Source organism: Polynucleobacter sp. AP-Ainpum-60-G11 (genome assembly GCF_018688375.1).
Lineage (GTDB): Bacteria > Pseudomonadota > Gammaproteobacteria > Burkholderiales > Burkholderiaceae > Polynucleobacter.
Map to the genome: position 1 here is coordinate 777,928 of NZ_CP061318.1, position 23,994 is coordinate 801,921.

Sequence of the window (23,994 nt, forward strand, 5' to 3'; positions counted from 1 at the left end):
AAATATTGAATTGAAGAAACATTGATGAAGCAACACTCCGTTAGAGAATCCTGGCTGGAAGACGCCGTAAGACATTTAGAACCCGTGTTCTCAAAAGCGGGGTATGCCATTCCGCCAGTGAGAGTGTCTTGTGGCTTTCCAGCTTCCAGCAGTCCTAGAACAACGCTAGGGCAGTGCTGGCCTCGTGAGCGTTCTGGCGGAGGTGTTAATGAGATCTTCATTTCTCCCAAGTTGGATGATCCCGTGCAGCTATTGGATACCTTGGTACATGAGTTATGCCATGCTGTAGATGATTGCTTTAGCGGTCATGGTGAAGACTTTAAAGGTATTGCCCAGACTGTTGGCCTAGAGGGCCCTGCCAGAATGGCACATGCTACCGAAGAGTTGATGGTGCGTCTGATGATGATTAGTCAAGAGCTTGGCCCATATCCACATCAAGCAATTGTTTTTCCGCCGCCAAGACCAAGCAATGCGAGTCGCAATAAAGCTAAATGCGCTCAATGTGGATACGAAGTCACACTGCTAAAGAAGTGGGCTACCTACGGAGCTCCGATTTGCCCTAAAGACAATATTCGGATGCAAGAGGCGGTTATCGAAACGATTGAAAATACGACTGAGCACGATACAGAGTCTGTTACCGGCTCTAAACCCAAGGCAGATGAAATCCGCCGGGCTATTAGCTAGTTAGAATTTAACTGGCAACAGCAGAAAGACTCCAAACGGGGTCTTTTTTACTTGCTTTGGCAATTTCACCCAAAATCTTTTCATGCAGCTCACAATCTTCTGGGCTGGCCGTCATAAGTTTAAGCTTCGTAGGTAGAGCTTTCATTTGGCCGGACGCATCTGTGCCAACGGTGTAATCAATCAGGTCAATCGAGAGATCCTCTTGACCACGTGTCATCGCTACATAGACTTCAGCTAATAGCTGGGCATCAAGTAAAGCGCCGTGCAAAGTACGGTGTTGATTGCTAATAGCAAATCGTTCGCAGAGTGCATCTAGTGAGTTGCGCTTGCCTGGAAACATTTGACGAGCATCCAAAAGGGTATCGGTCACTTTAGATGCAAGACCCCTAAAAGGAGGGCGCTTAAGCAAAGCAAATTCGTTATCCAAGAATCCCAAGTCAAATGCCGCGTTATGAATGACTACTTCAGCGCCATCAACAAACTCAATTAACTCTTCGACAATATTGGCAAATACCGGTTTGTCCGATAAGAATTCACGGGAGAGTCCGTGAACGGCAAAAGCACCCGCATCGATATCACGCTCAGGATTAATGTAGTAATGAAAGGTGCGATCGGTTAATCGACGACCAACCATTTCAACGCATCCGATTTCAATAATGCGATCGCCCGTAGCAGGGTTAAGCCCAGTAGTTTCGGTATCGAGAATAACTTGACGCATTAGGTGCCTTCTAAAACAGATGGGGGGATTTCCATGGGGCCAGTGCCCGCATATTTATCAAGATATAGATAAATAACTGGCGTAATAATCAGGGTCACAAATTGAGAGAAGATCAAACCTCCCGCCACGCTGATACCGAGCGGCTGGCGAAGTTCTGCGCCAGCACCAATTCCGAATGCAATGGGAAGTGCCCCCATTAAAGCGGCAAAGGTAGTCATCATGATGGGGCGGAAGCGCAAGATACAGGCTTCACGAATTGCTTTCTCTGGGGACATGCCTTGATTGCGCTGCGCATCCAAAGCAAAGTCGATCATCAAAATCGCATTCTTTTTCACAATACCAATTAACAGCAAGATGCCAATCGAAGCAATGATGGTGAGTTCAAACCCAAAGATGCGTAGCGCCAGGATGGCGCCAATCGCAGCTGATGGTAGGCCTGCCAGAATGGTGAGTGGATGAATATAACTCTCGTACAGAACACCCAGAAGAATATAAATTACACCCAGTGCAGCAAAAATCAAAATCAACTGACCCGATTGATTGCTCTTAAAGACGGCCGCATCACCACCGTAACTAGTGATGATGGAGGATGGCAGGTTAATTTCTTTGGTATAGGCTTCAATCTTTTTGGTTGCATCTCCCAAGAAGACATCCGGCGCCAAGTTAAATGACAGCGTTACAGCCGGAATCTGTCCTTGATGGTTTACGGCAGTAGGGCCGATTGTTCGTGTGAAGCTGGCCACATTGGAGAGCGGAATAAGCTTATCAGTAGCGCGACCACGCACAAAAATCTTGTTGAGATCGGTTTCATATTGTCGGTCTTCTTCTGCTGCCTCAAGAATTACGTAGTAGGTATTTACTGGTGTGTAGATTGTGGAGACTTGTTTTTCTCCAAAGGAGTTGTACAGGGCGGAACGAATATCGGTAATGGTGATACCGGCGCTCGCAGCTTTCTCGCGATCGATATCAATTTTGACATTCAAGCCTTTTAATTGAGAATCGCTGGTGACGTCGCGGAACATAGGGTCTGCACGTAACTTTTGCATCAGCTTATCTGCCCATTCATTTACGCCTTCAAAGCCAACGCTTTGCAATGTAAATTGATAGCGACTCTTGCTGCTTCTGCCGCCAAGCTGTAAGTTCTGTACGGGGCGCATGTAAACCTGGAGGCCTGGGATTTCTTTGAACTTAGCCCGAAGACCTTCCATAATCTTCGCCATCTTCGCTCTATCACTCTTGGGTTTCAGGATGATGAAGATTCGACCGGTATTGCTGCCCGAGCTATTGCCACCACCTACTATTGAGATGGAGCTGGCCACATTGGGATCTGTATTGACTAGTGCTGCAGCTTGATCCTGGAGTGTCAACATTGCCTTGAAAGAGATGTCTTCGGAGGCTTCGGTTGTTGCGAGGATTTGCCCAATATCTTCCTCTGGAAAAAATCCTTTAGGACTATTAACAAACAGAACAACTGTAATAACAAAGGTAGATAGGGCGCCCCACAATACTTTTTTGCGGTTCAGTAGCGCCAAGTCTAAATAATGAATATAGGTCTTGAGCATCCAATCAAAAAAGATATCAAACTTTTTATTGATCGCATATTCTTTTGCGTGCTGCCCAGGCTTTGGTAGGAAGCGACTGCATAACATCGGCACCACTGTGAGTGATACGAGCGCTGAAACCAGAATTGACAAGGACACGACTACTGCAAATTCTCTAAAGAGGAGGCCGATAGGTCCTGGCATAAAGAAGAGCGGGATGAAGACGGCTACCAAAGAGATCGAGATCGAGATAATCGTAAATCCAACCTCCTTGCTTCCCTTTAGCGAGGCTTTGAGTGGATCCATGCCTTGCTCAACGTAACGCATGATGTTTTCTAAGACTACGATCGCATCATCAACTACCAAGCCCACTGCAAGCGTAATTCCCAATAGGGAAATGTTATCTAGGCTATAGCCTAAGAAATACAGCAAGAAGAAGGCGCCAATCAAAGAGATCGGTAAACTGATCGAAGGAATGATAGTTGCTGAAATGTGCTTGAGGAACAGGAAGATCACTAAAACAACAAGTAATACAGTTAAAGCTAAAGTGACATTGACATCATGGATCGCTTCAATAATAGAAAGGGATCGGTCATTCAAAAGCTGTAGCTTGATGGAGTCAGGCATTTGCTTCTGAAGTTGGGGAAGTAATTCTTTGACTGACTTTACTACCTCAACCGTATTTGCATTTGGCTGACGCAGTACGGCAATCGCGATTGATCTTTCACCATTGGCGCTAGCCAAGGTCTTCACATCTTCATAACTCTCTACAACCTCGGCTACATCTTTGAGGTAAATCGGTAAACCATTTTTCTGGCTAATGATGAGATTGCCAAATTCTTCTGGGCGAACTAACTGGGGATTGGCATAAATAGTGATGGACTGGCGGGGGCCGTCCAACACGCCTACTGGACTATTAGAGTTTGCTTTATTAATTGCTGCAGCAACATCATCCATCGTTAAATTGCGATTGCCTAATGCGTCAGGATGAACGCGAACTCGCACGGCATATCGTTTGGCGCCATAAACTAGAACCTGCGCCACACCGCTAATGGTGGATAAGTTTGGCGATAGTAAATTTTCAGCATAAGCATTGAGCTCAGACAGGCTAATCGAAGGGGACTGCATTCTCACAACCAGAACTGGCGTGTCAGCAGGATTAATCTTCCGATAGGACGGCGGCACCGTCATTTCAATTGGAAGTCGTTTCTGTGCTCGCAGTAAGGCCGCTTGAACGTCAACGGCTGCCTTGTCAATGTCACGATCGTTATTGAACTCCAAGGTAATGCTAGTGCTACCCAAGGAGTTGGTAGAGCTAATAATCTTCACACCATCAATGGTGGAGAACTCTTTTTCTAAAGGCAGGGCAACTGCCGATGCCATATTTTCTGGTGATGCGCCTGGAAGAGATGCGCTAACAGAGATAACTGGCGTATTGAAGCTAGGAAGAGCCGCAACTGGAATATTGAGGTAAGCAACAGTTCCTGCAATGACAGTTGCCACAGAAAGGAGCACCGTCATTACCGGGCGGCGTATACATAATTCGGATAAGGTCATTTCTTGTCTACTGCAGTTGGTGCTGCGGGAGTTGCAGGTGCAGCTGTTGGAGCTGCACCTTTAACTTCTTTAGCCTCTTTGGTTTTGCTGCCTGGACGTAAATTCTGCTTGCCTTCAACCACCACGCGATCACCAGACTCAATCCCAGTGATGACTGAGGAGCCTTGGTATTCATAAACAACCTTAACTGGTTTTGAAACTGCTTTGCCGTCTTTATCTACCGTGTAGACCAGCTTGCCGCGTGGACTAATCACAATGGCCTGGGATGGAACAGCTAGTGCATCTTTCAAGTTATTGGCGACGAGTGACACGCGCGCAAATTGTCCGGGCAGAAGTGTCATTGCATCATTTGGAATTTGCGCCTTAACGCGAACAGCTGCAATTGAGGGGTCTACCTGGTTGTCGATAACTAGGACTTTGCCTTCATAGGTTCTTTTGCTGGCATCACCAACAGCTACTTTTACTGTGAGTGGTTCACCGTCCAATTGATTCTCCAGCAAGACGGGGATATCTTTTTCTGGAATGACGAATTGAACATTGATAGGGTTGAGCTGGGTAATGGTTACCATCGAACCAACGCTCGAGGTGGCGGTAGAGCTTGTAGCTGTTGTGACTACGTTGCTGGCCTGCACCAAGGATCCCGGGAATACGTTAATGATTCCGGCTCGACCGTCAATTGGTGAGCGGATCGAATCAAATGACAGTTGTACCTCAGCAGAGCGAGCAGCAGCTTGGGCTGATTTGGCATTTGCTAGAGAAGTTTCTAAGCCTGCCTTAGAAATAAAGTTTTTTGCTACCAATTCTTTGGCGCGCAAATACTGCTTTTGAGAGTCGTCAGCTAAGGCTTTTAATTTCTCATAGTTCGCCTTGTCATTGCGATCATCAAGAGTAAATAGGAGTTGACCTTGCTTTACCTCTTCACCATCTTTAATGTGAATCTTCGCCACCGTATTGGTCACCATCGGACGAATATCCACGATGCTGTTGCTCACAATCGTGCCTGTGGCTTCAATCACCAAAGATATCTCTTTTTTGTCCACCACGATTGTGCTTACGGTCACAGGGCCACCGGCCTTGTCTGCGGCAGGGAAAAAATAATCAATTGCCTTAGAGCCGGCATACAAAACAACCAACACCATCAAAATGCGCCACTTGTATTTAAGGGTGAATTCTTTCGCTGTCGCGTAGTCTATTTTTTTGACTTTATCGATGTAGGGGGAGAGCTTTTGCCAAAGCTTGCATAGGCGCGCCTTCACCGAATTTTTCAGTGCAGGTAATTTGGCAACTGCTTTGTCTAAGGCTGATTCAATTTTTGACACGGTCTCGGCGTTTTTCTTGGTTCTATATGGGTTTAGCGGTGAATTCTGTACCAGCTTTGAATCCGTTCATTCTCTCATAAGACCGTCAAAAACGGGCTTGCCGACACCCATCCAGCTTAAGGCAGAAATTCCTCAACGCCCTTGTTTGCTAGGAGGTCCGCAAGCTCATTTCCGGGGTGGCCATTGTGGCCGCGTACCCAATGCCAAGAGATCTTGTGGTCAGGGATAAGGGCATCCAATTCTTGCCACAAATCGGCATTCTTGACGGGATCCTTGCTGGCCGTCTTCCAGCCTCTTTTTTTCCAGCCCTCGAGCCACTCAGTGACACCTTTTTGGACATATTGGGAGTCAGTCCACAGCTCAACTGAGCTCGTTTGCTTAAGGGCTCTTAACGCATGAATCACGGCGCTAATTTCCATGCGATTGTTCGTTGTGTGCTCAGCACCCCCATGCAAATGCTTTTCATGACCACCAGAGCGCAAAACTGCACCCCAGCCCCCAGGCCCAGGATTACCTTTACAGGCACCATCGGTATAGATGACGATGTGGGGAAGTGATTTAGTGTGAGGCATATCGTTAATTTACTTGGTCTTGCTGATTCATCAAATTCTGCCGACTTTCAGCTGCAGGGCTTAGCTTAGTCATTGCTGGAATACGTAAGCCTTGAACCTGCCCAATCAGGCGGATGCCTTGCTGGCGTTTGATGGCAGAAACCAAGAAAACAGCCCCAAATATAGGCCACCAGCGGTTACCAGCGGGCTCCATAAAGTCCATTCTGGCCATGCCGGACTCGCTACTCAAGGGAAGCTTATAGCAACCAAAATGCCCTCGGTCTAATGAGAAGTTCAATAGTTGCAACCAATCTTTAATTCTGAGGAGGCCAATAAACTGCCCATCTCGGGGAAGATAGGGGCTACCAATCAAGCGGCTGAGATATTGACGCATACCCCAAAGACTGGCGGGATTAAAACCTGAGATGATTAAACGGCCCTCAGGGCGAAGAACGCGTTCAGCCTCTCGCAGAATTTGGTGAGGATCGGCAGCAAATTCCAAGACGTGTGGCAGCGCTAGGAGGTCGATGGTTTCAGAGGCAAAAGGCAGTTCGTTAGCATTGCCCTCTACCTGATGCCAGTTAAATTGACTAGCTTGTTTTTGGCGATCTTGAGAATGCATTAGCAGGGCATGCAAAGGCATGCGATTTTCTGCCAAGGTATTGATTTGCGGCAAACCGATTTGAACGGCATAAAAACCAAAGACATCAGCTACGATTTGATTGAAGCATTTTTGCTCCCAGGCCAGCACATAGCGTCCAGGAGGCGATTGCAGCCACTTTTCCCATGAACTCCATGGTGGTGCAGGCATCTGAGATGGGGAGGTAGGGATTGGTATCATCGGTCTATGGTGAAGAATACTTTATTGCAAGTTTGGCCGATACCGGCTTTTGATGACAACTACATCTGGTGCATCCATGATGGCCAATCAGCCTTGATCGTGGATCCAGGTGACGCTGCTCCTGTATTGCAATACCTCGAACAAAAAAACCTCACTCTGAAGGGTATTTTAATTACGCACCATCATGCTGACCACACTGGTGGAATCCTGGCTCTTCTGCAGGCTTCGGGTACTGTGCCTGTCTATGGCCCCGCTAATATCGACATACCAGGTCGAACAAATGTCATGATGGAGGGCGACAAGCTTGAGGTCGCTGCACCAAGAATCAGTTTTGAGGTCTACGAAGTGCCGGGTCATACCTTAAGTCACATTGCCTACTTTGCGAATATGCAGGCCAATGTAGTTGAGCCCATGCTGTTCTGTGGCGATACCTTATTCGCATCGGGCTGCGGTCGTTTATTCGAAGGCACACCAACGCAGATGAGCCAATCACTTGCTAAGTTCATTGCCTTACCAAAAAACACCTTGGTGTATTGCACTCATGAATACACCTTATCCAATATTCGTTTTGCATTAGCGGTCGAGCCCAACAATGCGAACCTCATCACTTGGGCTGAAACAGCTAAAGCTCTGCGGGATCAGCACCTGCCTACATTGCCAACTACGATTGGGCAGGAGTTACAAGTCAATCCATTTATGCGTTGTGATCAACAAGCGGTAATCGATGCAGCCCATGAGATCTCTGGTGAAAAAACTTTGCCATCACCAGCCCATGTATTAGCGGTGATTCGGGCTTGGAAGGATCGGTTCTGATGCTGTGGCGCTATGCGGCGATTGTGCTTATTGCCGTACTCTCAGGTTGCGCCAGCACTGGAGATTGGTCTTCTGACACCCCGACACGTCAAGATCCCCGTGCCTCCAAAGCAAAGCGTGTAAATCTTAAAGACCAATCCGTCAGCGATGCGTATGCACCATCAAGCAATCTTTGGATTCGTATTCGGGATGGCTTTCAGATGGAGCCCATGAATACGCCGCTCGAAATTGAACAAGTGCGCTGGTTGAGTGCTCGCCCTGATTACGTCAATCGCTCAATGGCTCGCTCCTCGCGCTACTTGTTTTATATCGTGCAAGAAGTCAATACGCGCAATATGCCAACGGAGATTGCTTTACTGCCTTTTGTGGAGAGCGCTTTTGTCACGAACGCAAAGTCCAGCGCCAAGGCGATGGGCTTATGGCAATTTATGCCAGCAACCGGTAAAGATTTTCGTTTGACGCAAAACGTCTTTAGAGATGAGCGTAGAGATGTATTGCAGTCAACCGATGCTGCGCTCGATTACTTGCAACGTTTGCATAAACAATTTGGTAGTTGGGAGCTTGCATTAGCGGCTTATAACTGGGGCGCGGGCAATGTAGCTAAAGCACAGAAGCGTAATTTGGCAGCAGGGCTTCCAACGGATTACCTGAGCTTGAAGATGCCCAATGAGACACGCAACTATGTGCCCAAGTTGATGGCTTACCGCCAGATTGTGTTGGATCCTCAGGCCTATGGCATTGTCTTGCCTGAATTAGAAAACCATCCTTACTTTGTAGCTGTAGATGTCGGGTCGGATATTGATGTGGCTTTGGTCATTCAGTTGAGCGAAATACCGGAAGATGAATTTCATAGTCTGAACCCATCCTTTAACAAGCCGGTCATTCTCAGTAATGCGAATCAGCAGATATTGCTGCCATTTGGTCATGCTGAAATATTCCAGGCCAATCTCAAGAAGTACACCAAACCACTTTCTTCATGGGCGGCGGTTCAGGTCACCAAGACCGAGTCGGTAGACCAATGTGCCAAGACACTTGGGGTTGACGCTGAGACCTTGCGGCAGGTGAATGGCATTCCAAAGGGGATGAGAATTCGTTCAGGATCTACAGTTTTGGTGCCTAAAACCAGTAGTCGCGTGGGAGACATCTCTGTGGCTATGGCGGAAAATGCCAGTCTGAATCTGGATAAGTCGGCTTCAGCGCCAAAAAAATGTGCAAAAGGGGCTAAATGTCCCGCTGTAAAACCCACGAAAGTGGCGTCTAAGGGTAATTCTTCTAAAAATAATGCTGCATCTCAGCATAAATCCGCATCGACAGACCTTGCAAAATCTGCGAAAAATGGTAGTTCTAAGTCTGCTAGCACTACAGCCAAGACATCCAATGGCAAAGGGGTTAGCAAGATTCAGTAAGTCTAGACACTTTAATTTACTTATTTAGGTTGACCATGTCCTACAAATCAGAACACGAACGCTCCATTAAAGACCCAGATGGATTCTGGGGAGAGCAGGCAAAACTCATTCACTGGGAAAAGCCATTTAATAAAGTTCTGGATTATGCAAACCCTCCGTTTGCGAAATGGTTTGAAGGTGGATTAACCAATCTTTGCTACAACGCAGTTGATCGTCATCTCAAAGATCGTCCCGATCAAATTGCGCTGGTTGCTGTGTCAACAGAAACCAATTTAGAAAAAGCCTATACATTTAAAGAGCTCTACGAAGAAGTCAATCGTATGGCGGCTATCTATAAAGCCAATGGCGTCAAAAAGGGCGATCGTGTTTTGATCTACATGCCGATGATTGCCGAGGCCTGTTTTGCAATGCTCGCTTGCGCTCGTATCGGTGCAATTCACTCTGTGGTGTTTGGCGGCTTCGCATCCCACAGCTTGGCATCACGCATTGATGATGCAAAACCAAAAATGATTGTGACTGCAGAAGCGGGCGCGCGAGGCGGTAAGGCGGTTCCTTATAAGCCTTTGCTCGATGAGGCAATTACTCTAGCTAGCTACAAACCTGAGAAGGTCTTGATTGTGAATCGCGGTCTCACTGAGTTCACCACTGTTGCAGGCCGTGATTTGGATTACGCCACTGAGCGTCAAAAACATCTCAATGATTTAGTGCCAATCGAGTGGGTGGATGCTACTCATACCTCCTACATCCTGTACACGTCAGGAACAACAGGCAAGCCAAAGGGCGTGCAGCGTGACACTGGCGGTTATGCGGTTGCTTTAGCTTCAACCATGAAGCACATCTTCTGCGGCAATCCTGGCGAAACCATGTTCTGTACCTCAGATATTGGCTGGGTTGTTGGTCATAGCTACATCATTTATGCGCCATTGCTTAACGGTATGGCCACCATCATGTATGAGGGCACACCATTGCGTCCTGATGCTGGTATCTGGTGGGAATTGGTAGAGAAGTACAAAGTGTCAGTGATGTTCTCTGCACCAACTGCGGTGCGTGTGCTCAAGAAACAAGACCCTGCATTTTTAACTAAATATGATCTCTCGAGCTTGCGTGCCTTGTTCTTGGCAGGAGAGCCTTTAGATGAGCCAACAGCAACATGGATTCATGATGCGATTAAAAAGCCCATCGTGGATAACTACTGGCAGACTGAAACTGGCTGGCCGATGTTGGCAATCCAACGTGGCGTAGAAGTGATGCCGCATAAATTTGGTTCGCCTGGTGTTCCTTCATTTGGTTACAACATGAAGTTGCTGGATGATGCGACGTCAGAAGAATTGGGTCCAGACAAGAAGGGCGTCATTGCTATTGAAGGCCCATTACCTCCAGGTTGCATGCAAACCGTTTGGGGTGATGACAAGCGCTTTGTCAGCACCTATTGGGAGACTATTCCTGGCAAGACCATTTACTCCACCTTTGATTGGGGTATTAAAGACGAAGATGGTTACTTCTTCATCTTAGGCCGCACCGATGATGTGATTAACGTGGCTGGACACCGTTTAGGTACTCGTGAGATTGAGGAGAGTATTTCTAGCCACCCTAATATTTCTGAGGTAGCAGTGGTAGGTATTGAAGATAAGCTCAAAGGTCAGGCTGCGATTGCCTTTGTAATTCCAAAGGATTCTTCCAATACAGCCACTCTAGAAGCAGAGTGCATGAAAACTGTGGACTCTACATTGGGTGCAATTGCACGTCCAGGCCGTGTTTATGTTGTAACCGCCTTGCCTAAGACCCGTTCTGGCAAGATTGTTCGTCGTGCACTCCAGGCGGTAGCGGAAGGACGCGATCCAGGTGATATCAGCACGATGGAAGATCAGACTGTTTTAGCTCAAATTAAGACCATCATTGAGCAAAGCGCCAAGTAGTAAAACTGGCTAAGTACGAGTCAAAATAAGCCCCTTGGTCGCAGGACTTTGGGGCTTATTCGCCTTCAAGCCTCACCGGCTGGGAATCCAAGGGTTTATACGCAAAACTGGTATCATTACTAGGTTCAAAACTTAATAAATTACCCTAGCGCTTAAAGACACTCACCTCCCGCACAAACAGTCCTGGGTTGGTCTTTTTGGGGTGTTGAGCGTCGGATGGAGCAGGGACTGGAGATGGTTTGTCACCCTTGCTTCCTTCTTTTCCTCCCGCCGTGTTGGCTCTAGCCGACGGCACCGTATTTCCTGGTCTTAGTATTGGCGCCCCTGGCGAAACTACCGGCGAAGTCGTTTTCAATACCGCACTCACGGGCTACCAAGAGATCATCACTGATCCTAGTTATTCACGCCAAATTGTCACTTTGACTTATCCCCATATCGGTAACGTTGGGGTGAATGCTCAAGATGCCGAGTCAGATCAAATTCATGCAGCTGGCTTGGTTGTAAAAGACCTCTCCAAGCGCGTATCCAATTTCCGGTCTGAAGAAAGCCTTGATAGCTATCTCACCACAGCAGGGGTAGTTGGTATCTCCGGCATCGATACCCGTAAGCTCACCCGCATCCTGCGTGACAAAGGCGCCCAGTCTGGTGCAATTGTTGCTGGCAAGATGGGTGATGACGTAGCGGCTCTTGGCAAGAAAGCTCTGGAGCTGGCTAAAGCCTTCCCAGGTATGGCCGGTTTAGATCTGGCTAAGGTGGTTACTGCGAAAACTCCATATCAGTGGCGCGAAGCTGAGTGGGATCTACATGGCCCTGACGGTAAGCCTGCATACCGAACTTTAGATGCCAGTAAGCCAATTAAAAAAGTTGTTGCTTATGACTTTGGTGTGAAGCGCAATATTTTGCGCATGCTTACTGAGCGTGGCTGCGAGTTAACCATTGTTCCAGCGCAAACTAGCGCTGCCGAAGTATTGGCAATGAATCCCGATGGTGTGTTCTTCTCGAATGGTCCTGGAGATCCTGGCCCTTGTGATTACGCGATTGCTGCAGCAAAAGAAATTATTGAAAAGGGTGTTCCAACATTCGGTATTTGCTTGGGCCATCAAATCATGGGCTTGGCTGCAGGTGCTAAAACATTGAAGATGAAGTTTGGTCACCACGGTGCAAACCATCCTGTAAAAGATTTGGATACTGGGCGCGTAGCGATTACATCCCAGAACCATGGTTTTGCAGTCGATGCGAATACTCTGCCTGACAATATTCGTGTCACGCACATCTCTTTATTTGACGGATCACTGCAAGGTTTGGCTTGGAAGGATAGGCCTGCTTTGTGTTTCCAAGGTCACCCAGAGGCCTCACCAGGCCCTCATGACATTGCCTATTTATTTGATCGTTTTGTGGAGCTCATGAATGCTGCCGCTGTTGGTAATAAGGGGGGCAAATAATGCCTAAGCGTAGCGACATTAAGAGCATTCTGATTATTGGTGCAGGTCCAATTGTGATTGGACAGGCTTGTGAGTTTGACTATTCTGGTGCGCAAGCTTGTAAAGCTTTGCGTGACGAGGGATACAAAGTTATTTTGGTGAACAGTAATCCTGCGACCATCATGACTGATCCTGAGATGGCGGATGTGACTTACATTGAACCAATCACCTGGGAAGTGGTAGAGCGCATTATTGCTACTGAAAAACCGGATGCAATTTTGCCAACCATGGGTGGTCAGACTGCCTTGAACTGCGCGCTCGACTTGCATCGCCATGGTGTCCTCAAGAAATACGGCTGTGAATTGATTGGTGCTTCACCAGAGGCGATTGATAAAGCAGAAGACCGCCAAAAGTTTAAAGATGCGATGACCAAAATTGGTCTGGGCTCTGCGAAGTCTGGCATTGCGCATTCGATGGACGAGGCGCATGAAGTTCAGCAACGTATTCAAAAAGAAACTGGCAGCTTGGGTTTCCCGGTCGTGATTCGTCCTTCATTCACTATGGGTGGATCAGGCGGTGGTATTGCTTACAACCGTGAAGAGTTTGAAGAGATTTGCAAACGTGGCTTAGATTTGTCTCCAACACGCGAACTCTTGATCGAAGAGTCTCTCTTAGGTTGGAAAGAATTCGAGATGGAAGTGGTGCGTGACCGTGCCGATAACTGCATCATTGTTTGCTCAATCGAGAACTTAGACCCAATGGGTGTGCATACTGGTGACTCAATCACCGTAGCCCCTGCACAAACATTGACGGATAAAGAGTATCAGTTGATGCGTAATGCATCGATTGCGGTATTGCGGGAGATTGGTGTTGATACTGGTGGTTCAAACGTCCAGTTCTCGATTAATCCAGTTGATGGTCGCATGATCGTGATTGAGATGAACCCACGTGTTTCACGTTCATCTGCTTTGGCTTCTAAAGCTACCGGCTTCCCAATCGCGAAGATTGCTGCGAAGTTGGCAGTGGGTTACACCCTAGATGAGTTGAAAAACGATATTACTGGTGGCGCAACTCCAGCATCCTTTGAGCCATCCATCGATTATGTAGTGACTAAGATCCCACGCTTTGCGTTTGAGAAATTCCCGCAAGCGGATTCTCGTTTAACAACCCAGATGAAGTCGGTTGGTGAGGTGATGGCAATCGGTCGCACCTTCCAAGAGTCATTTCAAAAGGCCTTGCGCGGTCTAGAGGTTGGTGTGGATGGTTTAGATGAAGTTTCTACAGATCTGGATGACATTATTCAAGAAATCGGCGAGCCTGGCCCAGATCGCATCTGGTATTTGGCAGATGCTTTCCGTATGGGCATGGGTCTGGATGAGGTTTATAACGAGACCAAGGTGGATCCTTGGTTCTTAGAGCAGATCGAAGAACTCATTACCATGGAAACCGAGCTTAAGCAACGCAAGATCGATAGCTTGTCAGCTCAAGAGCTGCGCTTTATTAAGCAAAAAGGTTTTTCAGATCGTCGCTTAGCAAAATTATTGGGAGTAGATGCTTCCTCAGTTCGTGCAGCGCGTCATCGTCTTCAGGTTGTGCCTGTGTACAAGCGTGTGGATACTTGTGCTGCTGAGTTCTCTACGAACACAGCATATCTGTATTCAACCTATGAAGCAGAGCATGGCGAGTGTGAATCTCAGCCAACCACCAAAGATAAGATCATGGTACTGGGTGGTGGTCCAAACCGTATTGGTCAAGGTATTGAATTTGACTATTGTTGCGTCCATGCTGCTCTGGCAATGCGCGAAGATGGTTATGAAACCATCATGGTGAACTGTAATCCAGAAACCGTTTCTACTGATTACGACACATCCGACCGCTTGTATTTCGAGCCATTGACTTTAGAAGATGTTTTAGAGATTGTTGCCATTGAAAAGCCTAAGGGTGTGATCGTGCAGTACGGTGGTCAGACACCGTTGAAACTAGCATTGGATCTCGAGGCTAATGGTGTACCAATTATTGGAACATCGCCTGACATGATTGATGCTGCAGAAGATCGCGAGCGCTTCCAGAAGTTATTGCATGAGTTGAACTTGCGTCAGCCGCCAAATCGTACTGCTCGTGCGGAAGATGAAGCGCTGAAGCTTGCTGAAGAAATTGGTTATCCATTGGTAGTGCGACCTTCCTATGTATTGGGTGGTCGCGCAATGGAAATTGTTCATGATGGTCGTGATCTAGAGCGCTATATGCGTGAAGCCGTTAAGGTTTCGCATGACTCACCAGTATTGCTAGATCGTTTCTTAAATGATGCGATTGAGTGCGATGTGGATTGCATTAGCGATGGCCAACGTGTATTCATTGGTGGGGTGATGGAGCATATTGAGCAAGCCGGTGTTCACTCTGGTGACTCTGCCTGTTCATTGCCACCTTATTCCTTATCTGATGAGACTATTGCTGAGATCAAGCGTCAGACAGCGGCAATGGCTAAAGGTCTGAACGTAGTTGGTTTGATGAACGTCCAGTTTGCGATTCAGAATGTCGATGGCAAGGATGTCATCTACGTTCTCGAGGTAAATCCACGCGCTTCTCGTACTGTCCCGTTTGTATCTAAGGCCACTGGTTTGCAGTTGGCTAAGATTGCAGCGCGCTGCATGGTTGGTCAGACTTTAGATCAGCAAGGCATTAAGGCTGAAGTGAAGCCTGCCTACTACTCAGTAAAAGAAGCGGTATTCCCATTCAACAAGTTCCCAGGCATTGATCCGATCTTAGGACCTGAGATGCGCTCTACTGGTGAAGTGATGGGTGTTGGTAAAACATTTGGCGAAGCGCTCTTTAAATCTCAATTAGGTGCCGGCATCAAGTTGCCAAAGAGTGGCACTGTGGTGTTGACTGTTAAAGACAGTGATAAGCCAAAGGCTGTTGAAGTGGCTAAGCTCTTGCATCAATTGGGTTTCCCAATGGTTGCCACTAAGGGTACTGCTGCAGCGATTGAAGCAGCTGGTTTACCCGTGCGTGTAGTGAATAAAGTAAAAGATGGTCGCCCACACATTGTTGATTTGATCAAAAATGGTGAAATCTCACTGGTCTTCACTACCGTTGACGAGACTCGTACTGCGATTGCAGATTCACGTTCCATTCGTACAAGTGCCCAAGCGAATAATGTGACTTACTACACTACGATTAGTGCAGCACGTGCGGTAATGGATGGTTTGATGGCTTCACAAAACGGTAACAAAGAGTCTCTTGAAGTGTATTCATTGCAGAACTTGCATAAGACCCTCAATTAATTTAAGTTAGGTAAGAAGCATGAACACAATCCCTATTACTAAACATGGTGCAGAACTTCTGAAGGAAGAGTTGCATCGCTTAAAGCATGTTGAGCGTCCATCAGTGATTAATGCCATTTCTGAAGCGCGTGCACAAGGTGATCTCTCTGAGAACGCCGAGTACGATGCCGCCAAAGAGAAGCAAGGCTTCATCGAAGGCCGCATTCAGGAGTTGGAAGGTAAGCTCTCTGCAGCACAAATCATTGATCCAGCAAGCTTGGATGTGAATGGCCGTGTGGTGTTTGGTGCGACTGTAGATCTTGAAGATTTAGAGGATGGCACTAAGCTGACCTATCAAATTGTGGGTGATGATGAGGCTGACATTGCCGTTAATAAGATTTCGATTAGCTCACCGATTGCCCGCGCTTTAATTGGCAAAGAAGAGGGCGACGTTGTTGCTGTTCAGGCTCCCGGCGGTAATCGCGAAGTGGAAATTCTTGCGGTTCGTTACATCTAATACAAGCCAGAATCTATATGCAGACTTTAGAGACTCCTAATCATTTAGGAGCTCAAAGACTCTTTATTTTGATTGCAGGTTTATGGGTTGGTAGTTTGCTAACCGTAGGCTACTTAGTAGCTCCAGCAATTTTCAGCACGATGACTGATCGCCAAGCTGCCGGCATGGTGGCTGGTAGCATTTTCAGAATAGAGGCTTACCTTAGCTTAATCGTGTGCATCGGCCTGATGGTTCTATCTAATCTATTGGTTAATCGTGGACTTAATCAGTTCAGATTGATTCGATGGATTTTATTGGCAATGCTGCTGTGTTCTGTTGCCGCTGCCTTTATCTTTATCCCCTGGATGAATACGCTCAGAGATAACGCTCTAGCTCAAGGGATGCCCGTGATGGTTTCTCCCTCAGCCACTTTGTTTGGCAGACTGCATGGTGTATCTAGCATCCTATTTATGCTGCAGAGTCTTTTGGGAATCTTCTTGGTTTGGCGTCTGACAAAGAGATAAAGCAAGGGATAGGTAATAAAAAACGCCGACTAGCGGCGTTTTTACTTGGAAGTAGTGCTTTCACACTGTTTCATTCTCTGTGCATCAAGAGCCCAATGATTTCTTCTTTGTACTGCTCATGCGTACTTTGCGTTTCTTAATTGGTGCAGGTGCTGCAACTGCTTTGCGGTAGCCGGGTGATGACCAACCAATCTTAGATTCGGCAGCATCAGCACGCAGAACACGTTTTTTAGGAGCAGCGCTTTTGACTGCAGCAGCTCTTTCAAAGGGCGACTTGCTAGCAGCAGAGCGTCGATCTGATCTTTCGGAAGTGCTGGTGCGTACGCCGGCTTTTGCCACAACGCGATTCGGTTGACGCTTAGTACGGGGGGCTTGCAATGATTTCTTCGTTTGCTTACTTGATCTTCCTAAGTTGGAGAGAGCTGCATCAACAATATCAATCGGTTTCCACAGCACCAGTAATTTCCCAATGTGCTGAACTGGCGCTGCGCCGAGCTTATCGCAAAGCTCCTCATAGATGTCAACACGTGCATCACGATCATCGCCAAAAACGCGAACTTTTATCAATCCATGATGGGAGATTGCTAATTTAGCCTCTTTAATGACCGCTGGAGTTAGGCCATCGCCACCAATCATGACGACAGGGCTGAGTCCATGAGCGTCGGCTTTAAGAGATTTTCGTTGTGCAGGGGTAATAGTAAGTGCAGTCATGGGCTCGATGATAGAGCATTAGGGCTTGTAAAACAGGGCTTTCGGCCTCATATAGACCCATATCAAGATGTTTTAAGTCGATTCCTTTTGCCTTGTAGGACATAAACAAGGAAAATGGACTCCGAAAGTGGGTAAGTTGTGGCAAAGAATAAATTTAATAAAAGTTGGTTGCAGGATCACTTGAATGATCCGTATGTGAAGATGGCTCAAAAAGAGGGCTATCGAGCACGAGCAGTCTATAAGTTGAGCGAAATAGACGAGCAAGACCGACTCATCAAAGCAGGTATGACCATCGTGGATCTTGGGAGCGCTCCCGGGAGCTGGTCTCAGTACGCCCGTAATCGCCTCACCGAGCTTGGCAAAAGTAATCCCAATATTGAATCCGGTAAGCCGGATGGAACCATTATTGCGATTGATATTCTGCCAATGGAGGATATTGCAGACGTTTCCTTTATTCAGGGGGATTTCCGTGAAGATGAGGGCCTTAAAGCCCTGGAGGCGCTATTGCCGGCTGATGCAGGTGGAAAAGTCGATCTCGTGATGTCCGATATGGCGCCAAATCTATCTGGCGTAGGGGTGGCTGATGCTGCTCGCATGGCCTTTTTGGCAGAAATTGCCCTGGATTTTTCGGTTCAGCATCTCAAGCCCGAAGGTGCATTGTTGATTAAGTGCTTTAACGGTAGTGGCTATAGCCAAATCGTGGAATCTTTTAAAAAGGTCTTCAAAACTGTTGCCTCTAGAAAGCCAAAAGCCTCTCGCGCGAAGTCTTCTGAGATCTTTTTATTGGGTAGAGATCTCAAACCACCTAAATAACCCCCCAAAAGCAGGGGTTTATTAAATAAATTGGCTCTCAGCCCTTGAAAAAGCCTAGTAGTAGAATCAAATACTTAGGTATAGCAATCCGCTTTAACTCCCGGATTAATCCGGCAAAGGTCTCCTTTTGAATAGCAATATGTTGCAAAAAATTGGCGTGTGGCTCATTGTGGGTCTGGTGCTGTTTACTGTTTTTAAGCAGTTTGACAAGCCTAAAGATCAGACACAAGTCACTTACTCTCAATTCATGGACGATGCCAAGGCTGGCAAAGTCAAACGAGTTGATGTGCAAGGCCGCACACTGCAAGTCACTCCAAATGACGGCAACAAATATTCCATCATCTCCCCGGGAGATATTTGGATGGTTGGTGATCTCATGAAATTCGGTGTTCAGGTCACTGGCAAGGCGGATGATGAGCCAAATATGTTGGTTTCTGCCTTGTATTACCTCGGACCAACCTTGTTGATTATTGGTTTCTGGTTCTTCATGATGCGTCAGATGCAAGGCGGCGGTAAGGGTGGAGCATTCTCTTTCGGTAAATCCAAAGCGCGCTTAATTGATGAGAATAGCAATACTGTTACTTTTGCTGATGTTGCGGGTTGCGATGAAGCGAAGGAAGAAGTCTTTGAGATTGTTGATTTCTTAAAAGACCCGCAGAAATTTCAAAAGCTCGGCGGTCGCATTCCGCATGGTGTTTTGCTAGTAGGCCCTCCAGGTACTGGTAAGACTTTGTTAGCACGTGCAATTGCAGGCGAAGCAAAAGTTCCATTCTTCTCAATCTCTGGTTCAGATTTCGTAGAGATGTTTGTTGGTGTCGGTGCATCACGTGTGCGTGACATGTTCGAGAACGCCAAGAAAAATTCTCCTTGCATCATCTTTATTGATGAGATCGATGCGGTTGGTCGCCATCGCGGTGCCGGCATGGGCGGCGGTAATGATGAGCGCGAACAAACCTTGAATCAAATGCTGGTGGAGATGGATGGTTTTGAAAGTAATAGCGGTGTAATCGTTGTTGCTGCAACCAACCGTTCTGATGTATTGGATCGCGCCTTATTGCGTCCAGGTCGTTTCGATCGTCAGGTACACGTTGGTTTGCCAGATATTCGTGGTCGCGAGCAAATTCTTCAAGTGCATATGCGCAAAGTTCCGATTGATCCAGATGTAGATGCTGCTGTATTAGCGCGCGGCACACCTGGTTTCTCAGGCGCCGATTTAGCAAACTTAGTAAATGAGTCAGCATTGTTTGCAGCACGTCGTAATAAGCGTGCCGTAGATATGAAAGATTTTGAAGATGCCAAAGACAAGATCTATATGGGTCCTGAGCGTAAGTCAGCGGTGATGCGTGAAGAAGAGCGTCGTAATACGGCGTATCACGAGTCTGGTCACGCTGTGGTTGCTAAGGTATTGCCTAAAGCAGATCCAGTTCATAAGGTTACTATCATGCCGCGCGGTATGGCTTTGGGCGTGACTTGGCAGTTGCCTGAGTTTGATCGTGTGAACCTATACAAAGATCGCATGATGGAAGAGTTGGCGATTTTGTTTGGTGGTCGTGCTGCTGAAGAAGTCTTCCTGCATTCCATGAGTACCGGCGCATCCAATGACTTTGAGCGTGCTACCAAAATGGCGCGCGATATGGTGACGCGTTATGGCATGAGCGATAGCCTGGGTACGATGGTTTATGTTGATACCGAATCTGAAAGTATGTTCGGTCGCACGAGCTCCAAGACAGTTTCTGAGTTGACCCAACAAAAGGTTGATGCAGAGATTCGTGCATTGGTCGATAGTCAGTACGCATTGGCAAGATCTATTCTTGAACAAAATCGTGACAAGGTTGAAGCCATGGTTACCGCTTTGCTTGAATGGGAAACCATTGATGCCGAGCAGATTACTGACATCATGGAAGGTCGTCCACCACGTGCTCCTAAGCCACCGCCAGCAACTCAGTTTGGCAACTCCGCTGGTACGCCAGGTCCTGCTGCGGGCGCCGCACCAGCGACTGCTTAATTAGCCCTAAGCTAATAGCAAGGTGATGAAGCAAACTCTGCCCGCAACATGGCGTTGCGGGCGTTTTCTTTTTGACTTTAGTAAACGTCAACGCCCTTTAGTCATGGGTATCCTCAATGCCACACCAGACTCCTTCTCGGATGGTGGTAAGTTCAGAACCCCAAGTGATGCGATTGCTCAAGCGCAGCGCATGATTGCTGATGGGGCAGACATGATTGATATCGGTGGTGAATCAACTCGCCCTGGTGCCGAGCCTGTATCTTTGCAAGAAGAATTAGATCGCGTTTTGCCAGTAATAGAAGCTTTAAAAGACTGTGGCGCCGCATTGTCTATTGATACCTATAAAGCTGAGACGATGCGTCAAGCGCTCCAGGCTGGTGTTGATTGTGTCAATGATATTTGGGCATTGCGACAAGAGGGTGCAGTAGATGCTGTCATCGAGAGCGATAAAAGCAATCCAAATAAGCAGTGCGGCATTGTTCTCATGCACATGCAACGTGATCCGCAAACAATGCAGTTTGATCCCGAGTATCAAGATGTGATTGCAGAAGTAAAAGAATTTCTGGAAGAGCGTACTAGTTTGCTAGAGAATCACGGCATCGCTAAAAACAGAATTGCCATCGACCCTGGCTTTGGATTTGGTAAAAGTCTTGCGCACAACCTCAAGATGCTGGCTGATTTTGATCAATTCTCCGAATTGGGTTACCCGGTGTTAGCTGGAATATCTCGTAAATCTATGTTGGGTAAGTTAACCGGCCGTGACACCAATGACCGTGTGGCACCCAGTGTGGCCGCCGCCATCCTGGCTGCTGATCGAGGGGCTCGCATCATCCGCGTCCATGACGTCCAGGAGACAGTCGACGCTCTCAAGCTCTGGGAAGCGATTCAAGGGTAAAAAAGCCCACAAGTTTTATAATCAAACCCATGAAAAAACAATACTTTGGTACTGATGGTATCCGCGGCGAAGTGGGGCAATTTCCGATTGTTCCGGAGTTTATTACTCGCCTTGGTTATGCTGCAGGCAAAGTGCTGAGTAGCCAAGCAAAACCCGGTGAACGTTGCAAGATTCTGATTGGCAAAGATACCCGTATTTCTGGCTATTTACTGGAGGCTGCCTTAGAGGCTGGTTTCGCTGCTGCTGGTGTCGATGTCAAGCTGTGCGGACCAATGCCGACTCCAGGAGTTGCCTACCTTACTAAGGCCTTGCGCTTATCTGCAGGAGTCGTGATTTCGGCATCACACAACGCCTATCAAGATAACGGTATTAAATTCTTCTCTGCTGAAGGCGGTAAGTTAAGCGATGAGTTTGAACTCGCCATTGAAGCTGAGCTTGCAAAGCCGATGGGCTGTGTGAGTTCAAAGGATTTAGGCAAAGCCTTTCGTATAGATGATGCTGCTGGCCGCTATATTGAATTCTGTAAATCCACTTTTCCTGGTGAGCTCAATCTAAAGGGAATGAAGTTGGTTGTCGATTGTGCGCATGGTGCTGCGTATCACACCGCACCCCATGTCTTTCATGAGCTAGGCGCAGAGGTAATTTCTATTGGCGTTCAGCCTGATGGCCGCAATATCAATGACGGCTTTGGTGCCACAGCACCAGAAGCATTGATTGCTAAGGTTAAAGAAACCAAAGCTGATCTTGGCATTGCTCTAGATGGTGATGCTGATCGTCTGCAAATGGTTGATGCCTCCGGTCGATTGTTTAATGGCGATGAGCTTTTATATGTATTAGCAAAAGACCGCATCGAGCGTGGTCAAGCCATCGGTGGCGTAGTCGGCACCCTAATGACGAACCTCGCAGTAGAGAACGCCATCAAAGGCTTGGGGATTGGATTTGAGCGCGCCAATGTAGGCGATCGTTATGTCTTAGAGTTGCTCAAACAAAAAGGCTGGATTATTGGTGGTGAAGGCTCAGGCCATCTCCTCTGCTTAGATCAGCACTCAACCGGTGACGGCACCATTGCCGCACTGCAGGTGCTAGCCGCTATGAGCCAGACCAAGAAGAGTTTGGCCCAACTCTTAGATGCCGTCAAAATCTTCCCCCAAGTGCTTTTGAATATCAAATTTAAGGCAGGTTACGACTGGAAGTCAGATACCAGCCTTAAATCCAAAATAAGCCAGGTAGAGAGTGATCTCAAGGGAACGGGTAGGGTGCTTATTCGTGCCTCAGGCACAGAGCCCGTCCTGCGAGTTATGGTGGAGGCCCAAGATGGCAGTCTAGCCATGAGCTCCGCTAAGAGTATTGCAGACCTGGTTCCAACATCCTAAGCTATTGAATCGTATAGATATTTTTTATATAATAGCATTGTCATAAAAGCGTCATACTCAAGTCGTATCGTTCTGATATCGCAATGTTGCGGTATTAATTTGAGGATCGATCCACATGAAATCTTTCTTGAAAAAAGCGTTAGTTATTAGCGCAATTTCAATTGCCCCAGTTGCTTTTGCAGCGGATATGACTGGTGCTGGCGCAACTTTCCCATACCCAATTTACGCTAAATGGGCAGAGGCCTATAAGGCAAAGACTGGTTCCAATATGAACTACCAATCCATTGGTTCTTCTGGTGGTATCAAGCAAATCAAGGCAAAAACTGTTGATTTCGGTGCAACCGACAATCCAGTGAAATTTGAAGATCTAGAAAAAGATGGCTTAGTACAGTTCCCGGCGATTATCGGTGGCGTAGTACCAGTCATTAATGTTGAAGGCGTTAAGCCATATGAGTTGAAGTTATCGCCTGATACTTTGTCAGATATTTTTCAGGGCGTTATCACAAACTGGAACGACAAGCGTATTGTGTTGAACAACCCTGGCATGAAGATGCCTGATTTGCCAATTACTGTTGTTCATCGTGCCGATGGTTCAGGAACAACGGCAATCTTTACAAACTACTTAGCTAAGGTTAGTCAGAACTGGAAAGATGCTGTTGGCGAGGGTGCTGCGGTTAAATGGCCTGCAGCTTCATCTGTTGGCGGCAAAGGTAACGAGGGTGTTGCGGCAAACGTATCACGTGTTAAAGGTGCAATTGGCTACGTTGAGTATGCATATGCCAAGAAAAATAAAATGACCAGCGTATCTTTGAAGAATAAAGATGGTCAATTTGTGCAGCCTGACGACATTACTTTTGCAGCAGCGGCTGCTGGTACAGATTGGTCAAAGATTCCAGGTATGGGTACATTCATTACCAATGCTTCTGGTGCTAAGTCTTGGCCAATTACTGGCGCATCTTTCATCTTGATTTACAAAAACCCAGAGAACAAGGCTAATGCGGCTGAAGTAATCAAATTCTTTGACTACGCATTCAAAGATGGCAAAAAGATGGCAGAAGAGTTGGATTACGTTCCGATGCCTGATGTGACCACTGATTTTATTCGTAAGAATGTGTTTTCTAAGGTTGTAACCAAGTAAAGTTAGGTT

Annotated in this window: 19 protein-coding genes; 13 read left to right on the top strand and 6 right to left on the bottom strand. The window is 47.1% G+C overall.

Going from position 1 to position 23,994, the window contains the following annotated elements; translation table 11 throughout:
* The first annotated feature begins 24 nt into the window (after positions 1–24).
* On the top strand, positions 25–684 hold the full coding sequence (locus tag FD971_RS04030) for a SprT family zinc-dependent metalloprotease (protein WP_215334803.1): 660 nt from the start codon (positions 25–27) through the stop codon (positions 682–684).
* 7 nt (positions 685–691) lie between these two features.
* Here the strand turns inward: FD971_RS04030 and dnaQ are convergent, their stop codons facing one another.
* From dnaQ to FD971_RS04055, 5 genes are all read right to left on the bottom strand, one after another.
* The gene (gene dnaQ, locus FD971_RS04035; protein WP_215334804.1) at positions 692–1,402 is read right to left on the bottom strand and encodes a DNA polymerase III subunit epsilon; all 711 of its coding nucleotides are present in this window, start codon (positions 1,400–1,402) and stop codon (positions 692–694) included.
* Positions 1,402–4,500: an efflux RND transporter permease subunit gene (locus FD971_RS04040; RefSeq protein ID WP_215334805.1), complete on the bottom strand. Its 3,099-nt coding sequence runs from the start codon at positions 4,498–4,500 to the stop codon at positions 1,402–1,404. Before FD971_RS04040 ends, dnaQ begins: the two co-directional genes overlap by 1 nt.
* Entirely contained in the window at positions 4,497–5,819 is a 1,323-nt protein-coding gene (locus FD971_RS04045) for an efflux RND transporter periplasmic adaptor subunit (RefSeq protein ID WP_215334806.1), read from the bottom strand. The genes FD971_RS04040 and FD971_RS04045 overlap by 4 nt, the downstream gene beginning before the upstream one ends.
* A 116-nt stretch (positions 5,820–5,935) precedes the next feature.
* A complete protein-coding gene (gene rnhA / locus FD971_RS04050; protein ID WP_215334807.1) occupies positions 5,936–6,391 on the bottom strand; it encodes a ribonuclease HI in 456 nt (151 codons plus the stop codon).
* A 4-nt stretch (positions 6,392–6,395) separates the two neighbouring features.
* The gene (locus FD971_RS04055) at positions 6,396–7,211 is read right to left on the bottom strand and encodes a class I SAM-dependent methyltransferase (RefSeq protein ID WP_215334808.1); all 816 of its coding nucleotides are present in this window, start codon (positions 7,209–7,211) and stop codon (positions 6,396–6,398) included.
* 6 nt (positions 7,212–7,217) lie between these two features.
* On the opposite strand from FD971_RS04055, the gene gloB reads away from it, so the two are divergent.
* From gloB to FD971_RS04090, 7 genes are all read left to right on the top strand, one after another.
* On the top strand, positions 7,218–8,024 hold the full coding sequence (gene gloB, locus FD971_RS04060) for a hydroxyacylglutathione hydrolase (RefSeq protein WP_215334809.1): 807 nt from the start codon (positions 7,218–7,220) through the stop codon (positions 8,022–8,024).
* The gene (locus tag FD971_RS04065) at positions 8,006–9,430 is read left to right on the top strand and encodes a transglycosylase SLT domain-containing protein (RefSeq protein ID WP_251368678.1); all 1,425 of its coding nucleotides are present in this window, start codon (positions 8,006–8,008) and stop codon (positions 9,428–9,430) included. The genes gloB and FD971_RS04065 overlap by 19 nt, the downstream gene beginning before the upstream one ends.
* 35 nt (positions 9,431–9,465) lie before the next feature.
* Positions 9,466–11,346 (top strand): propionate--CoA ligase, encoded by a 1,881-nt coding sequence (locus tag FD971_RS04070; RefSeq protein ID WP_215334810.1) that lies wholly within the window; start codon positions 9,466–9,468, stop codon positions 11,344–11,346.
* Positions 11,347–11,594: 248 nt separating this feature from the next.
* Positions 11,595–12,788: a glutamine-hydrolyzing carbamoyl-phosphate synthase small subunit gene (gene carA / locus FD971_RS04075; protein ID WP_215335176.1), complete on the top strand. Its 1,194-nt coding sequence runs from the start codon at positions 11,595–11,597 to the stop codon at positions 12,786–12,788.
* Positions 12,788–16,051, top strand: a complete 3,264-nt coding sequence (carB, locus tag FD971_RS04080; protein ID WP_215334811.1) for a carbamoyl-phosphate synthase large subunit — start codon at positions 12,788–12,790, stop codon at positions 16,049–16,051. The genes carA and carB overlap by 1 nt, the downstream gene beginning before the upstream one ends.
* A 19-nt stretch (positions 16,052–16,070) precedes the next feature.
* A complete protein-coding gene (greA, locus tag FD971_RS04085; RefSeq protein WP_215334812.1) occupies positions 16,071–16,547 on the top strand; it encodes a transcription elongation factor GreA in 477 nt (158 codons plus the stop codon).
* Positions 16,548–16,564: 17 nt separating this feature from the next.
* On the top strand, positions 16,565–17,050 hold the full coding sequence (locus tag FD971_RS04090) for a DUF4149 domain-containing protein (RefSeq protein WP_215334813.1): 486 nt from the start codon (positions 16,565–16,567) through the stop codon (positions 17,048–17,050).
* A gap of 84 nt (positions 17,051–17,134) precedes the next feature.
* Here FD971_RS04090 and FD971_RS04095 read toward each other — a convergent pair whose 3' ends face one another.
* Positions 17,135–17,761, bottom strand: coding sequence for a YhbY family RNA-binding protein (locus FD971_RS04095; protein WP_215334814.1), 627 nt, complete (start codon positions 17,759–17,761; stop codon positions 17,135–17,137).
* 138 nt (positions 17,762–17,899) lie between these two features.
* Here FD971_RS04095 and FD971_RS04100 point away from each other — a divergent pair, with 138 nt between their 5' ends.
* The 5 genes from FD971_RS04100 (at position 17,900) to pstS (ending at position 23,985) form a co-directional block, all read left to right on the top strand.
* Positions 17,900–18,574, top strand: coding sequence for an RlmE family RNA methyltransferase (locus tag FD971_RS04100; protein ID WP_215334815.1), 675 nt, complete (start codon positions 17,900–17,902; stop codon positions 18,572–18,574).
* Between the two features lie 127 nt (positions 18,575–18,701).
* Positions 18,702–20,579, top strand: coding sequence for an ATP-dependent zinc metalloprotease FtsH (ftsH, locus tag FD971_RS04105; protein WP_215334816.1), 1,878 nt, complete (start codon positions 18,702–18,704; stop codon positions 20,577–20,579).
* A 25-nt stretch (positions 20,580–20,604) separates the two neighbouring features.
* A complete protein-coding gene (gene folP, locus FD971_RS04110) occupies positions 20,605–21,474 on the top strand; it encodes a dihydropteroate synthase (RefSeq protein ID WP_215334817.1) in 870 nt (289 codons plus the stop codon).
* Between the two features lie 29 nt (positions 21,475–21,503).
* Positions 21,504–22,847: a phosphoglucosamine mutase gene (gene glmM / locus FD971_RS04115; RefSeq protein WP_215334818.1), complete on the top strand. Its 1,344-nt coding sequence runs from the start codon at positions 21,504–21,506 to the stop codon at positions 22,845–22,847.
* Between the two features lie 115 nt (positions 22,848–22,962).
* Positions 22,963–23,985 (top strand): phosphate ABC transporter substrate-binding protein PstS, encoded by a 1,023-nt coding sequence (gene pstS, locus FD971_RS04120; RefSeq protein WP_215334819.1) that lies wholly within the window; start codon positions 22,963–22,965, stop codon positions 23,983–23,985.
* Positions 23,986–23,994: the final 9 nt, after the last annotated feature.